Annotated in this window: 14 protein-coding genes and 1 pseudogene; 12 read left to right on the top strand and 3 right to left on the bottom strand. The window is 71.0% G+C overall.

Annotated features, from left to right (window positions below; translation table 11 throughout):
* Window positions 1–83: 83 nt before the first annotated feature.
* The 3 genes from OHU89_RS11185 to OHU89_RS11175 all read left to right on the top strand — a co-directional run bounded on the left by OHU89_RS11185 (window position 84) and on the right by OHU89_RS11175 (window position 2,372).
* Entirely contained in the window at window positions 84–1,247 is a 1,164-nt protein-coding gene (locus OHU89_RS11185) for a glycerophosphodiester phosphodiesterase (protein WP_405642073.1), read from the top strand.
* A 74-nt stretch (window positions 1,248–1,321) separates the two neighbouring features.
* The gene (locus OHU89_RS11180; protein ID WP_405642072.1) at window positions 1,322–1,828 is read left to right on the top strand and encodes an RNA polymerase sigma factor; all 507 of its coding nucleotides are present in this window, start codon (window positions 1,322–1,324) and stop codon (window positions 1,826–1,828) included.
* A 46-nt stretch (window positions 1,829–1,874) separates the two neighbouring features.
* Complete coding sequence (locus OHU89_RS11175; RefSeq protein WP_266894900.1) at window positions 1,875–2,372, top strand: GNAT family N-acetyltransferase; 498 nt, start codon at window positions 1,875–1,877, stop codon at window positions 2,370–2,372.
* A gap of 7 nt (window positions 2,373–2,379) precedes the next feature.
* Here the strand turns inward: OHU89_RS11175 and OHU89_RS11170 are convergent, their stop codons facing one another.
* The 3 genes from OHU89_RS11170 to OHU89_RS11160 are packed head-to-tail and all read right to left on the bottom strand — an operon-like array spanning window position 2,380 to window position 3,525.
* Window positions 2,380–2,817: a hypothetical protein gene (locus OHU89_RS11170; protein WP_046261517.1), complete on the bottom strand. Its 438-nt coding sequence runs from the start codon at window positions 2,815–2,817 to the stop codon at window positions 2,380–2,382.
* Window positions 2,798–3,157: a hypothetical protein gene (locus tag OHU89_RS11165; protein ID WP_266894902.1), complete on the bottom strand. Its 360-nt coding sequence runs from the start codon at window positions 3,155–3,157 to the stop codon at window positions 2,798–2,800. Before OHU89_RS11165 ends, OHU89_RS11170 begins: the two co-directional genes overlap by 20 nt.
* A gap of 50 nt (window positions 3,158–3,207) precedes the next feature.
* Window positions 3,208–3,525 carry a hypothetical protein gene (locus tag OHU89_RS11160; protein WP_405642070.1) on the bottom strand — a complete coding sequence of 106 codons (318 nt, stop codon included), beginning with the start codon at window positions 3,523–3,525 and terminating at the stop codon, window positions 3,208–3,210.
* Window positions 3,526–3,590: 65 nt separating this feature from the next.
* Between OHU89_RS11160 and OHU89_RS11155 the strand changes: the two genes are divergently transcribed.
* From OHU89_RS11155 to cobT, 9 genes and pseudogenes are all read left to right on the top strand, one after another.
* Window positions 3,591–4,241, top strand: coding sequence for an HAD family hydrolase (locus OHU89_RS11155; protein WP_405642068.1), 651 nt, complete (start codon window positions 3,591–3,593; stop codon window positions 4,239–4,241).
* Between the two features lie 313 nt (window positions 4,242–4,554).
* A complete protein-coding gene (locus OHU89_RS11150) occupies window positions 4,555–5,643 on the top strand; it encodes a methionine ABC transporter ATP-binding protein (protein WP_405642067.1) in 1,089 nt (362 codons plus the stop codon).
* Window positions 5,640–6,365, top strand: a complete 726-nt coding sequence (locus OHU89_RS11145; protein WP_266833275.1) for a methionine ABC transporter permease — start codon at window positions 5,640–5,642, stop codon at window positions 6,363–6,365. The genes OHU89_RS11150 and OHU89_RS11145 overlap by 4 nt, the downstream gene beginning before the upstream one ends.
* A 78-nt stretch (window positions 6,366–6,443) precedes the next feature.
* Window positions 6,444–7,283 carry a MetQ/NlpA family ABC transporter substrate-binding protein gene (locus tag OHU89_RS11140; RefSeq protein WP_405642064.1) on the top strand — a complete coding sequence of 280 codons (840 nt, stop codon included), beginning with the start codon at window positions 6,444–6,446 and terminating at the stop codon, window positions 7,281–7,283.
* Window positions 7,284–7,313: 30 nt separating this feature from the next.
* Window positions 7,314–7,499, top strand: coding sequence for a hypothetical protein (locus OHU89_RS11135; RefSeq protein WP_405642062.1), 186 nt, complete (start codon window positions 7,314–7,316; stop codon window positions 7,497–7,499).
* 358 nt (window positions 7,500–7,857) lie between these two features.
* A pseudogene (locus tag OHU89_RS11130) lies at window positions 7,858–8,079 on the top strand (MetQ/NlpA family ABC transporter substrate-binding protein); the annotation flags it as partial.
* A 153-nt stretch (window positions 8,080–8,232) separates the two neighbouring features.
* Window positions 8,233–8,871 carry a GNAT family N-acetyltransferase gene (locus OHU89_RS11125; protein WP_405642060.1) on the top strand — a complete coding sequence of 213 codons (639 nt, stop codon included), beginning with the start codon at window positions 8,233–8,235 and terminating at the stop codon, window positions 8,869–8,871.
* Window positions 8,872–8,976: 105 nt separating this feature from the next.
* Entirely contained in the window at window positions 8,977–10,188 is a 1,212-nt protein-coding gene (cbiE, locus tag OHU89_RS11120; RefSeq protein WP_405642059.1) for a precorrin-6y C5,15-methyltransferase (decarboxylating) subunit CbiE, read from the top strand.
* A 366-nt stretch (window positions 10,189–10,554) separates the two neighbouring features.
* Window positions 10,555–14,634, top strand: coding sequence for a nicotinate-nucleotide--dimethylbenzimidazole phosphoribosyltransferase (gene cobT / locus OHU89_RS11115; RefSeq protein ID WP_405642058.1), 4,080 nt, complete (start codon window positions 10,555–10,557; stop codon window positions 14,632–14,634).
* Window positions 14,635–14,653 lie beyond the last annotated feature (19 nt).

The raw sequence follows: 14,653 nt of genomic DNA, 5'->3' as shown, positions 1-14,653 counted from the left end.
TGTTCTGCCGGAGGTCTCCCGTCCGTCATGTACACGCACCTACGATCGGCCCGCACTGAAGAGCCGACGCAGGGAGGGCCCTCATGGGAACGCAGAACTCGGACGAGCAGGTGGGCGGGACCGGACGACGGGCACTTCTCGGCGCCGCGGTGCTCGGTGCGAGCGGAGCGGTCCTCGGACTGTCGGGTACCGCGAGAGCGGGCGAGGACCGGCATGGTGGAGGGGTGAAGAGCCTGCCCGTGCCGACGATCATCGGCCACCGGGGCGCCAGCGGCTACCGGCCGGAGCACACCCTCGGCTCGTACCAGCTCGCCCTCGACCTGGGCGCCCATGTGGTGGAGGCCGGCGACCTGGTGCCCACCAAGGACGGTCACATCGTCTGCCGTCACGAGCCGGAGATCGGCGGCACGACGGACGTCGCGGACCATCCCGAGTTCGCCGGCCGCAGGACCACCAAGCTCCTCGACGGTGTCTCCGTCACCGGCTGGTTCACCGAGGACTTCACGCTCGCCGAGCTGAAGACCCTGCGCGCGATCGAGCGCATCCCGGCCAACCGTCCTCACAACACCCTCTACAACGGCCGCTGGGAGATCCCCACCTTCGAAGAGGTCCTGAAGTGGCAGGACGAGCAGACCCGCAAGCGGGGCAAGCAGGTCTGGATCTACCCCGAGACCAAGCACCCCACGTACTTCCGCAAGCTGGGTCTGGGGCTGGAGGAGCGGGTCGCGAAGCTGCTGCGCAAGTACGGCAAGGACGGCAAGAACGCGCCGGTCATCCTCCAGTCCTTCGAGCCGACCAGCATCCAGCGACTGAACAAGCTGGTCGGCAACCCGCTGGTCGTCCTGCTCTCCTCCGCGACCAGCCGCCCCTGGGACTTCGTCGAGACGGGTGACCCGCGCACGGTCGCCGACCTGATCACGCCCAAGGGCCTCAAGGAGATCGCCGGCTACGCCCAGGGCATCGGCCCGACCCTCGACCTGGTCATCCCGAAGGACGCGAACGGCAACCTCACCACGCCGACCACCCTCGTCGCGGACGCGCACAAGGCGGGCCTGATCCTGCACCCGTACACCATGCGCAACGAGAACCCCTTCCTGCCCGCCGAGTACCGCAAGGGCACCGACGCCGACGCGTACGGCGATGTCTTCGGCGCCTACCGGACGTACTTCGCCACGGGCATCGACGGTGTCTTCACCGACAACCCCGACACCGGCCTGCTGGCCCGCCAGGATTTCGTCAACGGCTGAGCGTGCGACCCCGGTTGGGGTGACAACCGGCCGTCCGGGCAACCCGCCGCCCGGGCGGCCGCGTCGTCAGGCATATGACGCACGACCTCGTGGCCACGCTGCGCCCCCTGCTCACCGCCGAAGCCTCCGCCGAGGCACATGCCACCGGTACGGAACCGGGCGACCTGGAACAGGCGGTCTGGCTCCGCCTTCTGGAGCGCCTCGACACCGACGGCCCGCCGACCGACCTGCAGGGCTGGCTGCGCAGAGCGGTCCGCTCGGAGTCCCGCCGTACCCGTCGTACGACCAGGCTCGAACGGCCGTACGGCACCGAGCCCGCGGACGACGTCGACCACACCCCCGAACACCTCGCCCTCGCGGCGGCCCGCGGCCGGGCACTGCGTGATGCCGTACGCCGTTTGCCGGGCCGCTGCCCGCGTCTGATGGAGGCGCTGCTCTCCCCGATGGACCTCACCTATCGGGAAATCGCGGGGGAGTTGGGTATCTCACAGGGCAGTCTCGGTCCGGAACGTTCCAGATGCCTGGGTTGTCTTCGCCGATTGCTCACACCGGAGGTTGCGGCCCGCGGAGCGCGGGGATAGGAGTGAAGGACGAAATGGCGATCAGGTGAGCGGGAGGCGTGCGCACATGGGCATGAGCGTGACCATCTCGGTGGCGACCGAACAGGACGCGGAGCAGATCTTCAGGCTTCAGTACCTGTGCTTCCAGAGCGAGGCGGCGTTGTACGGCAACTACCGCATCGATCCGCTCGTCCAGACCCTGGACTCGGTCCGAGGGGAGGTCGCCGCGGACTGCGTGTACGTGGCCCGGCTCGGCGAGGAGGTGGTCGGCTCGGTGCGCGGCCGCATCACCGAGGACGGCTCGGCCGCCATCGGCAAGCTCTGCGTCCACCCCCGCCTCCAGGGCCACGGCATCGGCGCGCGACTTCTCCGCGCGGCCGAATCGGCTCTGGTCGAGGAGCGCGGCGCCACCCGGTTCCGCCTCTTCACCGGCCACCGCAGCGAGGGCAACCTGCGCCTCTACCGCAAGGTGGGCTACGAGGCGGTCGGCACGTCCAAGGGTGCGGACGGCGTACCGATGATCGTCCTGGAGAAGCCGGCCGGCGCCTACGTGGCGACGGCCTGAGGGCTTTTCAGACGGTGCGCGCCTTACGGAGCCAGTAGATGGCCGACAGCGGCAGCAGTACGGGGATGAAGACGTACCCCATGCCGTAGTCCGACCAGACGGTCGCGTCGGGGAACGCCGACGGGTCCAGCAGGGTCCAGGTGCCCACCGTCAGCACACCCACCAGCTCGGCGGCGCAGCACACCAGCGCCGCCTTGCGGGCGGTTTCCCCGCCGCGCACCAGCGTGTAGGTGATGAAGCCGTACACCAGACCCGCGACGGCGGACAGGGAGTAGGCGAGCGGCGCCCGGTCGAACTCGGTCGCGATCTGGTAGATCGAACGCGACACCGCACCGACGACCATCACGCCGTACAGCCACACCAGCAGCGTGCCAGGACCGCTGACCAATCGGTTCTTCGCCGACTCGCCCTCCGTCACGGTCACCTCAGCCTCCCCAGATGTCATAGAGCCGCACCTCGAGAACGGCCAGCACCACAGCGCCGGCGGCAGCCGTCACCGAGCCCCACTTCGACCGCTCCGACAGCGACATGAGCCCCGCGGCCGGGACGCAGGCGAACGCGCCCAGCAGATACGCCACGAAGATCGTCGTCCCCTGCTCCGGCTTCTCGCCCCGCGCCAGCTGCACGATCCCGACCACCAGCTGCACAAGCGCCAGCAGCGACACCACACCCATCCCGATGAAGTGCCAGTCCTTCGTCGGCTCATCGCGATAGGCCGCCCAGCCGCACCACGCGGCGAGCAACAGCGCGGCGACGCCGATCACAAGCGTCAGGGCATCAAGCATGCGCCGACCTTATTACGGCCCGAAAGCCCCGATGCGGCCGACCCCGGCCCTCACCTGGCGGGCTCGTCGGCGACCAGGCCGCCGATCACGCACCGCTGCCACAATCTGTGCTGCCACTCGCCGGCCCGCGGTCCGGGCCGGACGCCGAACACGGGGTTCGGCCCTGTCTCGATCAGGTGCAGCAGCGTCCAGGCCACGCCGTAACAGTTGTCGGGCCCGAAGCAGTCGGCCAGTGCGCGGGCCTCCTCGCCGGTCACCGGCCGGGTGATGTCGTCCAGCTGTGCCACTCGGCGGTCGATTTCCTCCTCTTCGGCATCCTCGTCCGGCAGCGGTCCGTCGGCCAGGAACGCCTGTATCTCAGGTCTCATGCCACGCATGATCGGCGTCCGGGGCCCCGGACGGCAAGCTCCCGCGGCCCCGTAGGGTCTAGACCATGACGATCCACGCACAAGGCCTGCTCTTCGACAACGACGGCACCCTCGTCTCCTCCCTCGCCTCGGTGGACCGCTGCTGGCGGCAGTGGGCCGGGGAGTACGGGATCACGGCCGAGGAGTTCGGGCGGGTCGAGCTGCACGGTCGTACGGCTGCCGAGATAGCCGCCGACCTGCTGCCCGCAGCGGTCGTGCCTGAGGCGGTCGCGCGGATCGAGAAGCTGGAGGTGGAGGACGTGCCGAACGGGGGCGTGCGGCTGCTGCCGGGGACGAAGGCGTTCCTCGACTCCCTGCCCGCCGACCGCTGGGCCGTCGTCACCTCCGCCACCCGGCGCCTCGCCGAGGCCCGGCTGGACGCCGTCGGCATCCTGCCCAAGACCCTCGTCGCCGCCGAGGACGTCACCCGCGGCAAGCCCGACCCCGAGCCCTACCTCCTCGCCGCCCGCGCACTCGGCGTCGACCCGGCGCACTGCGTGGTCTTCGAGGACGCCCCCGCGGGCCTGAGGGCCGGTCGAGCCGCCGGGATGATCACCGTGGCTTTGGCCACAACGCACCAGGCCCATGAGCTCGACGCGGACCTCGTCGTCGACAACCTGTCGGCCTTGTCGGCCCTGGTCACCGACGGGGGAGTGGAGATCTCCGTCCGCCCCTGACCCCTGTCCGCCGCTGTCCGGCATGCGGACAGCGGCGCTTTGTCAGGACCGTAGATCTGCTTTACTAATTCCATGACCACGACGAGCAGCCGCATCCTTGCGACCGAGGCGACCATGACGCCCGGTGCTCGCTGTATGTGTCGAATGTGCGCCTTCTAGAGGGCCCCCGCACCACCCCGAGCTCGCGCCCCGAAGCGAGACGCCGTGGCTTGTCCGTGCGCTGAATGCCGTACGTGACCGACGCCGCCCCGCGCACATGTTCTCCCCCGGCTCCTGTGCCACCGCATGAGAACCGTGCCGCGTTCCCGACCGAATGCACCCGCCAGGGCACACCCACGCCCTGCACCTGACAGTGACGGAAACCCACGTGATCACCACCTCGGGCCTGACCAAGGTCTACCGCTCCCGCGGCCGCGAGGTCACCGCCTTGGACGGCGTCGATCTCCACGTCCGCGAAGGCGAGGTCTACGGCGTCATCGGCCAGTCCGGCGCCGGCAAGTCCTCGCTCATCCGCTGCGTCAACCTGCTGGAGAAGCCCACCGCCGGCACGGTCACCGTCGCCGGCCGGGACCTCACCGCCCTCGCGGGCCGCGGTCCGCGGGCCGGCCGGGAACTGCGCCAGGCCCGCAGCCGTATCGGCATGGTCTTCCAGCACTTCAACCTGCTGTCCTCCCGGACCGTCCAGGACAACGTCGAGCTGCCGCTGGAGATCCTCGGCACGTCCGGCAAGGACCGCTCCCGCAAGGCGCTCGAACTCCTCGACCTCGTCGGTCTCTCCGACAAGGCCAAGGCCTACCCCGCCCAGCTCTCCGGCGGCCAGAAGCAGCGCGTCGGCATCGCCCGCGCCCTGGCCGGCGACCCCAAGGTCCTCCTCTCCGACGAGGCCACCAGCGCCCTCGACCCGGAGACCACCCGCTCGATCCTCCAGCTGCTGCGCGACCTGAACCGCCAGCTCGGCCTCACCGTCCTCCTCATCACCCACGAGATGGACGTCGTGAAGTCGATCTGCGACTCCGCCGCCCTCATGGAGAACGGCCGCATCGTCGAGTCCGGCACCGTCAGCGAACTCCTCGCCATCCCCGGCTCCGAGCTCGCCACCGCGCTCTTCCCGGTCGGCGGCGAGGCCACCGGCGACGACCGCACGGTCATCGACGTCACCTTCCACGGCGAGGCCGCGACCCAGCCGGTCATCTCCCAGCTGTCGCGCACGTACAACATCGACATCTCGATCCTCGGTGCCGCCATCGACACCGTCGGCGGCCTCCAGGTCGGCCGGATGCGCATCGAGCTGCCCGGCCGCTACGAGGACAACGTCGTGCCGATCGGCTTCCTGCGCGAACAGGGTCTTCAGATCGACGTCGTGGGCCAGGAGCCCCTGCTGGTGAAGGAAGGTGCCAAGTGACCTGGTCCGAGATGCAGCCCCTGCTGGAGCAGGCGTGTTGGGACACCCTCTACATGGTCGGCTGGTCCACCGTCATCGCCGTCGTCGGCGGCCTCCCGCTCGGCATCCTCCTCGTCCTCACCGACCGCGGCGGACTGCTCCAGAACGTCGTCGCGCAAAAGGTCATCGGACAGGTGGTGAACGTCGCCCGCTCGATGCCGTTCATCATCCTGATGGTCGCGCTGATGGGCTTCACCCGCTCCATCACCGGCACGACCATCGGCCGCGAGGCCGCGATCGTCCCGCTCGCCATCGGCGCCATCCCGTTCTTCGCGCGCCTGGTCGAGACGGCGGTCCGCGAGGTGGACGGCGGACTCGTGGAGGCCGTGCAGTCGATGGGCGGCAACACCTGGACGATCGTCCGCAAGGTCCTCGTACCGGAGTCGCTGCCCTCGCTGATCGCCAGCACCACGACCACGATCGTCGCCCTCATCGGCTACTCCGCGATGGCCGGCACCGTCGGCGCCGGCGGCCTCGGCGACATCGCCATCCGCTACGGCTACCAGCGCTTCGAGACCGAACTCATGTGGATCACCGTCGCGATCCTCGCGGTCGTCATCTCGCTGATCCAGTTCGCCGGGGACTACGCCGCCCGCTCGCTGCACAGCCGCGGTGGACGCGGCGGTCCGGCGCCGAAGCTACGGCTGCTGAAGGCCTCGACGGCCGAGACCAACACCGCCTGAGCCTCGCGCAGGCCACCCTCCAGATGTCCCGTGCACCCCTTCACGGGACAGCTCCACCCAAAAGGAAAGGCACTTTTCGTGCGTAACACCGCAAAGCTCACCACCGCCGTCCTCGCCGCCGGAGCCCTCACCTTCGGGCTCACCGCCTGCGGCTCGGAGGACGCCTCCTCCACGTCCGCCTCCTCCGACACCAGCGGCCCGCTGGTCGTCGCCGCGAGCCCCGTCCCGCACGCCGAGATCCTGAACTACGTGAAGGACAACCTGGCGAAGAGGGCGGGCCTCGACCTGGAGGTCAAGGAGTTCACGGACTACGTCACGCCGAACACGGCGACCGAAGACGGTTCGGTGGGCGCCAACTACTTCCAGAACCAGCCGTACCTCGACGACTTCAACAAGAAGAACGGCACCCACATCGTGCCCGTCGTGACGGTCCACCTGGAGCCGCTCGGCCTCTACTCGAACAAGGTGAAGAGCGCCGACGGCCTCAAGAGCGGTGCGACGATCGCCGTCCCGAACGACAGCGTCAACGAGGCCCGTGCCCTCAAGCTGCTCGACGCCAACGGGATCATCACCCTCAAGGACGGCGTGGGCAACGACGCGACCCCGGCCGACATCACCAAGAACCCCAAGAACCTCGAGTTCAAGGAGCTGGAGGCGGCCCAGACCCCGCGCTCCCTGGACGACGTCGACGCCGCGGTCGTCAACGGCAACTACGCCATCGAGGCCGACCTCTCGCCCGCGAAGGACGCCCTCGTCCTGGAGTCCGCCAAGGACAACCCGTACGGCAACTTCCTCGCGGTGAAGGACGGCAACGAGGACGACCCGCGCGTGAAGAAGCTCGCCGAGCTCCTCACCTCCGCCGAGGTCAAGAAGTTCATCGAGGACAAGTACGACGGCTCCGTCATCGCGTCCTTCTGAGCGCACTGATCAACAGGGGGACCGATCCACATGCGCAAGCTCGTCATACCCGCGGCCGCCCTGGCCCTCGGCCTCACCGCCTGCGGCTCGGGCTCGGACTCCGGCGGGAGCGGTGGTGGTGACGACGCCCTGGTCGTCGGCGCCACCGCCGTCCCGGCCGGCGAGGTCCTGACGTACATCGAGGACAACCTCGCCGAGAAGGCTGACTTGGGCTGAAGATCAGGGAGTTCACGGATACGGCATGCGTAACGCAGCGTGCTGGTATGGTTACCACACCAGTCGCGAGCCCTTGAAGGCACGAACCGGGCATCCCGGGGACACGGTTGTAGTTGGCGCTGACCGGTCTGGTGTCGGCGTGGCCTCTAGGGGGCACGTCGTGGGGCCCAGTCAACGGTCCCGCGCTGTACGGTCCGTCAGGGCCGCACGGCGGATGCGATCCGTGGCCGTCCTGTCGTCGGGGGTAGCCGGAAGCGCGAATCGATGAGGGAGCGGCACCAGTTGCCGTGGCCCCGGCCGAGAAGTTGACGGACTACGCCCTGCCCAGCCGAGGCAGGTGACTGTGGCCCCGCGTCCTCACGCCAACTACGCCCAGGACGCGGGCTACAGCCCCACCGAGGACGCGATCCTCCTGGAGTCGGCGAAGGGCAACCCCTACGCCAGCCTCCTGGCCGTCAAGAAGGGCGACGAGGGCGACCCCCGGGTCGAGAAGCTCGCGAAGCTCCTCGTCTCGTCCGACGTGAAGAAGTTCATCGAGGACAAGTACAAGGGTTCGGTCCTGCCGGTCACCTCCGGCTGACCGCGCGTATACCGCGTATCGCCACGCACAGGGTCCACTCGCTCACCCCGGGTGGACCCTGTAGTGCGGTTCAGTGCTTTCATGCTGCATGCTGGGCAGTTCAGCAGGAGCTCAGCAGGACTTGAAGGTTTTCCGAAGGTTACGGAGCGGCGCATGACTAGCACCTTCCCCAACATCTCCATCAGCACGGAGCGGTTGGTGCTGCGTCCCCTCGACGAGGACGATGTGTCGGCGCTGGCCGAGATGATGAACGACGAGCAGGTCGCCGCCTGGACCCACGTCCCCCAGCCCTTCACCGAGGACGGCGCCCGCACCTGGATCACCGATCACGCGCCCACCGAACGCGAGGCGGGCCGTGGACTCGACCTCGCCGTAACGGAGTTCCTCACCCAGCGCCTGGTGGGTATCGTCCAGCTGACCAAGACGAACTGGTACATCCGCGCCACCGAACTGTCGTACATCATCGCCCCCTGGGCCCGCGGCGAGGGCTATGCCTCCGAGGCGGCGCTCGCCACGGCCCAATGGCTGTTCACGGATCAGAAGTTCGAGCGCATAGAGCTGCGCACGGCGGCCGACAACACCGCCTCCCAGCAGGTCGCCCAGAAGATCGGCTGCATCAGCGAGGGCGTCCTGCGCAACGCCTGCATAGCGCGAGTCCGCACCGAGGACGACACCTGGAGCGACGTCCGCACCGACTTCATCGTCTGGAGTCTGCTGCCGGAGGACATCGAGGGCTCGGGAGAGCAGCTGACCGATTCCGACGGTTTCACCTCGTACGGCGACTGGAACTGAACCAGGGGAGGCAGCGGGACCGCCGCCGTGTTCGCCGGGTCGACCAGGTACCCTCACGGAGCCCGCCCCTGACGACCTGCGCAAACCCTCTGGAGACTGACGACGATGGCCGACCGGGTCACGGTGATCGGCTGGGACGGTTCGCCGCTGACCGCCGCGGCACGCTCCGCCCTCGGTGCCGCCACGCTGGTGGCGGGCGCCGCCCACCACCTGGCACTGCCCGAGGTGCCCCCCACCGCCGAACGCGTCCGACTCGGCAGCGTCTCCCTGGCCGCCCGCCGGATCGCGGGCCATCGCGGCACGGCGGTCGTGTTCGCCGAAGGGGACCCCGGGTTCTTCGGGGTCGTACGAACCCTGCGCGCACCCGAGTTCGGCCTGGAGGTCGAGGTCGTCCCCGCCGTCTCCTCGGTCGCCGCCGCCTTCGCCCGCGCCGGTATGCCCTGGGACGACGCACAGGTGGTCGTCGCACACCGGCGCACCCTGCGACGCGCGGTGAACGTGTGCCGCGCCCACACCAAGGTCGCCGTCCTCACCTCACCCGGCGCAGGGCCCGCAGAACTCGGCCTGCTGATGGAGGGCGTCCACCGCACCTTCGTCATCTGCGAGGAACTCGGCACCGAGCGTGAACAGGTCACGATCCTCACCTCCGACAAGGCCGCCGACCACAGCTGGCGGGACCCGAACGTCGTCATCGTGATCGGCGGCCCGGTGACCGCGGGGGAGGGCGGCGGCTGGATCTCCGGCCGCGAGCCGGCCGCCGGACCCCGTGGCTGGGCACTGCCCGCCGAGGCGTACGACGGTCCGCTCGGCGAGGGCGAGTCGGATCTGCTGCGCGCGGCCCAACTCGCCCGCCTCGGACCCCGCGTCGGCGACCTCGTGTGGGACATCGGCTGCGGCAGCGGCGCCTTCGCCGTCGAGGCCGCCCGGGCCGGTGCCGCCGTCATCGCCGTCGACCGGGACCTCATCGCCTGCGGCCGCACCGACGCCGCCGCCCGCCGCTTCGGCGTCCAGCTCCAGATCATCCGCGGCACCGCCCCGCACGTGCTGGAGAACCTCCCCGAGCCGGACGTCGTCCGTGTCGGCGGTGGGGGAGCGGCCGTGGTCTCCGCGGTCGCCGACCGCCGCCCGCAGGGCATCGTCGCCCACGCCATGACGCGCGACGAGGCCGAACTCGTCGGACGCGACCTGACCGAACACGGCTACCGCGTCGAGTGCGCCCTGATCCAGTCCGTCGAACTCGACACACGGGCCTGGACGGAGAAGGAGCGGAGCGTAGCGTTCCTGCTCAGCGGGGTTCTGCCGGACCGTGCGACGTGACCCCATTTGTTGGTCCCGTGATCCTGTTGTCGTACTGCGCGCGGTAGGCTGGCCGACTGTTGTACCGCTTCGGTGGACCGGCCTTTCGTTCGTCAATGTCCGGAAAACGCGCCCGTTTTGGGGTGGGTGTGGTACGGCAGAACCGGAGGACGCGCAACGTGGCGCAGTCCACAGCGGGCTGTCGCGGATCAAGCTGTCGCGACGGGGGAACGGCCGGGACAATGCCAGTTAATGGCTTTGTCGTCTTTCTCGGCGGGACGTTCGTGCCGCTGGGCACGCACGCTCGTTCTTCACTGCGGGGGCGGTCGGTGCGCCGTCCCCGGTGAGCTGGTCGTAGAAGCACTAACCGATGGGCGAGGGGTACGCATGACCGACACCGGCCAGGTCCCGGGCGAGGGACTGCCGGAGAACGCAGGCATGGTGGAACAGCCGGGCGTTCCCGCGCACGGTGCGTACACCTACCTCTCCGAGACCACCGCCGAGGACGAAGACCTGTTGCTGCTGCCGGGCGCCCAGGGGGCTTGGGGCAACGAGGTCGCCCCACCCGCGCCGGAGCCGGTCGTCGAGACGGTCCACGCTCCCGGTCCGCACGAGATGGCCGGCCGCGACAGCGGCGCGCACGACCTCAGTGCGGTCCGCGCGCCCGACCCGGTGGCGGCCCCGTCGCTGCCGATCCCGCCGATCACCCCGCGCCGGCCCCTGCACCTCGGCCCGCCCATCCCCGACGCCTCCGCCAGCCCGGTCCGCTCCCTCGCCGACCGCGGTCCCGCGGGTGCGCCGGTCCGCCAGTCGGGCCCGCCCACCGCTGGCCCCGAGTACCTCGATGTCCCGCAGCCGCTGCGTGAGATGTCCCCGCAGGGCGCGGCCCCTTGGGGCGCCCCGACTCCGGTGGGCACCATGGCCCCGGCTGCCGAAACGGTTGTCCCGGTGCCGGAGCAGGGCCCCGAGCCGGTGGGCGCGGCCCAGGCAGCGGTGGCCCGTCTTGCGACGGACGCGGTCGCGGCGACCGGCGTACCGCAGCCCCAGGAGGACGTGTACGCCGAGCAGGTCATGGCGGGCGCCGACGGTGTGCCGGTCGCCGGGGTGGCGTACGGCGAGCCCGTCGTTGCCGAGCATGCGCCGGAAGCCGGGGGCGTTCCCGGCTCCGAGGGGCTCCCCGTGGCCGGGGTACCGGGCGCCGACGGGTTCCCGGGTGCTGAGGGTGTCCCCGGAGATTCATACGCGCCGGGTGCCGAGACTGTTCAGAGCGATGTGAACGTGCCGGGGCCCGTGGTGTTCCCGGAGGGCGGTGCCGTGAACGCGCCCGAGGCGAACGGCATCCCGGTCGCCGCGCACACGCCGGACGGAATCGTGCCGGAGGTCGCCGAGGGTCCCGCCGTGGTGTCCGCTCCGGAGGGCGGGGAAGCTCCCGCGGCCGGGCAGATCGACGGTCCCGAGTTCGCCGGTGAGGCCGGACAGGACGTCGGTGTCGCTCCGGCTCCGGAGGCCGTGCAGGTCCCGGGCGCCGTGGATGCCGCCGCCGCCGCTCAGGGTGCCGTTGCCGAGGACCTTGCCGGTGCCGGCCAGGTGCCGGGTGCCGTTGAGGTACCGGACGCCGCTCCCGTGCCGGACGCCGTGGAGGTGGCGGACTTCGCCCAGATCCCGGTTCCCGCCGCAGTGCCCGACGCCGATCAGGCCCCGACTGCCGTGCCGCTGCCGGACCTCGCGCAGACCCCCGAGGCGCCGCTCGCGCCCGAGCCCGCCGAGCTCCAGGCCGTACCGGAACCGGAAGCACCCGGTCCGGAGGTCGCTCAGGTCCCCGAGCCCACCGCCTTCGTAGTTGAGGTCGCCGAGCCCGCAGCCGTCCTGGCCGAGCCCGCCGAACTCCAGGCCGTGCCGCTCCCGGACACCCCCGGCCCCGAGGCCGGCCAGGTCGCAGCGCCCACCCCCGTCGTGGCCGAGACCGTCGTACCGGAGCCCGTGCCGGCCCCCGAGAACGTACTGGCTTCCGAGCCCGTGCCGGCCCCGGAAGCCACGGTTCCGGCACCCGCTCCCGAGCCTGTCGAGGCCGCAGCCCCGCCGGCCCCCGAACCTCCCCTCCTGGAGACCCCCGCTCCTGCGCCGTCCCCCGAGCCCACCGAAGCGGAGCAACTGCCGCACCCCGTGGACACAGAGGCCGCCGCGCAGCCGGAGCCGCCCGCTGCCGTAGCCGAACAGCTCGCACAGCCGGAGGGCATCCCCACCCCCGTGGACGTCACGCAGGAGCAGCCCGAGCAGCCTGCCCTCGTCGAGGCTGCCCCGCAGTTCGCCGACGCCCCCGGCCCCGCGCCGGTCCCGGAGGCGCCTCAGCCGATGCCCGCCGCGGCAGACGCACCCGCCGACGACCTGCAGGTCGTCCCCGCGCCTGTCGCACCGGTCGACCCGGCCCCCGCCCCGTCGCTCGTCGCCGAACCCGCGGGCCCCCAGGTCCTGTTCGTGGACCAGGACCAGCCGATCGCGGCGGCTCCGCAGCCCGTGGGCCAGTTCGTCCCCGTCGAGGGCTCGGTACCGACGACCCCGCACCTTGCCCCGACCCCGCCCCAGGCCCTCGTCCTCCCCCCGGAGGAGCACCCCGCCGTCCCCGCTCCTCGTGACGGCGACCCCGAACTCGTACAGCACGCCGACGACCTGGACACCCGGGGCGCGGATCAGGAAGAAAGCACGGCCCCCGTGGCAGAAGTACGCCAGTCCACCGGCCCGGCCGCGCCCGCCTACGACGACGCCGAGCGCGAGGCCGTCCTCAAGGTCATGCGCGAGCGCCGCGACATCCGCAACGGCTTCCGCGGCGACCCCATCCCGCACGAGGTCCTGCTCCGCGTCCTGGAGGCAGCCCACACCGCACCGTCCGTGGGCCACTCCCAGCCGTGGGACTTCGTCGTCATCCGCTCGGCCGAGACGCGCCGCACCATGCACGAACTGGCCATGCGCCAGCGCGACGCGTACGCCAAGTCCCTTCCCAAGGGCCGGGCCAAGCAGTTCAAGGAACTGAAGATCGAGGCCATCCTCGACACCCCGGTGAACATCGTCGTCACCGCGGACCCCACGCGCGGCGGGCGCCACACCCTCGGCCGGCACACCCAGCCACAGATGGCCCCGTACTCCTCCGCGCTCGCCGTCGAGAACCTCTGGCTCGCCGCCCGCGCCGAGGGCCTCGGCGTCGGCTGGGTCAGCTTCTTCGACGAGCGCGAGATGGTCCGTTCCCTCGGCCTGCCCGAGCACCTGGAGGTCGTCGCCTACCTCTGCGTCGGCTATGTCGACGAGTTCCCGGACGAGCCCGAGCTGCTGCAGGCCGGCTGGTCCAAGCGCCGCCCGCTGTCGTGGGTCGTCCACGAGGAGACGTACGGCCGTCGCGCGCTGCCCGGCGAGGAGCCGCACGACCTGCTCGCCGAGACCGTCTCCCAGATCCGTCCGCTGGACGCCAAGGCGCTCGGCGAGGCCTGGGAGCGACAGAAGCGGATGACCAAGCCGCCCGGCTCGCTCGGCATGCTGGAGATCATCTCCGCGCAGCTGTCGGGCCTGTCCCGGCAGTGCCCGCCGCCGATCCCGGAGCCCGCGGCAGTCGCGATCTTCGCGGGCGACCACGGCGTCCACGCCCAGGGCGTCACCCCCTGGCCGCAGGAGGTGACGGCCCAGATGGTCGCCAACTTCCTCGGCGGCGGCGCGGTCTGCAACGCCTTCGCCGCCCAGGTCGGCGCCGAGGTGTGTGTGGTGGACGTCGGCGTGGCGGCGGACCTGCCCGCCACCCCCGGTCTTCTGCCCCGCAAGGTCCGCGCGGGCACCTCCGACATGACCACCGGCCCCGCGATGACCCGCGAGGAGGCCAAGCAGGCCATCGAGGTCGGCATCGAGACGGCCCGCGACCTGGTGGCGGCCGGCAACAAGGCCCTGCTCACGGGCGAGATGGGCATCGCGAACACCACCGCGTCCGCCGCCCTGATCTCGGTCTTCACGGACACCGACCCGGCCGATGTGACCGGCCGTGGCACCGGCATCAACGACGAGACCCTCGCCCGCAAGACCGAGGTCGTCCGCCGCGCCATCGAGGTCCACCAGCCGGACCCGGCCGACCCCATCGGCGTACTCGCCGCGATCGGCGGCTTCGAGCACGCGGCGATGGTCGGCCTCCTGCTGGGCGGCGCGTCCCTGCGCACCCCGGTGATCCTGGACGGCGTCAGCGCCGGCGCCGCCGCCCTGGTCGCGCGTGCCATCGCCCCCGAGGTCCTCGCGGCCTGCATCGCGGGCCACCGCAGCGCGGAGCCCGGACACGTGGCCGCCCTGAACAAGCTCGGCCTGCGCCCCCTGGTCGACCTCGACCTCCGCCTGGGCGAGGGCACGGGCGCCCTGCTGGCCCTGCCCCTGGTACAGAGCACCGCGCGCGCGATGCACGAGGTCGCGACATTCGACTCGGCGGGAGTCACCGAGAAGTAGGCCGGAACCGGGGGTGGTC

Origin of the sequence: Streptomyces sp. NBC_00019, assembly GCF_045041015.1 — a bacterium.
Lineage (GTDB): Bacteria > Actinomycetota > Actinomycetes > Streptomycetales > Streptomycetaceae > Streptomyces.
Note: the sequence above shows the minus strand (reverse complement) of the source record. Positions and strands in the feature narration are given on the sequence as shown.

What these genes read in the sequence shown, in the direction of transcription:
- OHU89_RS11185 (WP_405642073.1), top strand. Translation starts at nt 84, where the DNA reads ATGGGAACGCAGAACTCGGACGAGCAGGTGGGCGGGACCGGACGACGG.
- OHU89_RS11180 (WP_405642072.1), top strand. Translation starts at nt 1,322, where the DNA reads ATGACGCACGACCTCGTGGCCACGCTGCGCCCCCTGCTCACCGCCGAA.
- OHU89_RS11175 (WP_266894900.1), top strand. Translation starts at nt 1,875, where the DNA reads ATGGGCATGAGCGTGACCATCTCGGTGGCGACCGAACAGGACGCGGAG.
- OHU89_RS11170 (WP_046261517.1), bottom strand. Translation starts at nt 2,817, where the DNA reads ATGACATCTGGGGAGGCTGAGGTGACCGTGACGGAGGGCGAGTCGGCG.
- OHU89_RS11165 (WP_266894902.1), bottom strand. Translation starts at nt 3,157, where the DNA reads ATGCTTGATGCCCTGACGCTTGTGATCGGCGTCGCCGCGCTGTTGCTC.
- OHU89_RS11160 (WP_405642070.1), bottom strand. Translation starts at nt 3,525, where the DNA reads ATGAGACCTGAGATACAGGCGTTCCTGGCCGACGGACCGCTGCCGGAC.
- OHU89_RS11155 (WP_405642068.1), top strand. Translation starts at nt 3,591, where the DNA reads ATGACGATCCACGCACAAGGCCTGCTCTTCGACAACGACGGCACCCTC.
- OHU89_RS11150 (WP_405642067.1), top strand. Translation starts at nt 4,555, where the DNA reads ATGCACCCGCCAGGGCACACCCACGCCCTGCACCTGACAGTGACGGAA.
- OHU89_RS11135 (WP_405642062.1), top strand. Translation starts at nt 7,314, where the DNA reads ATGCGCAAGCTCGTCATACCCGCGGCCGCCCTGGCCCTCGGCCTCACC.
- OHU89_RS11125 (WP_405642060.1), top strand. Translation starts at nt 8,233, where the DNA reads ATGACTAGCACCTTCCCCAACATCTCCATCAGCACGGAGCGGTTGGTG.
- cbiE (WP_405642059.1), top strand. Translation starts at nt 8,977, where the DNA reads ATGGCCGACCGGGTCACGGTGATCGGCTGGGACGGTTCGCCGCTGACC.
- cobT (WP_405642058.1), top strand. Translation starts at nt 10,555, where the DNA reads ATGACCGACACCGGCCAGGTCCCGGGCGAGGGACTGCCGGAGAACGCA.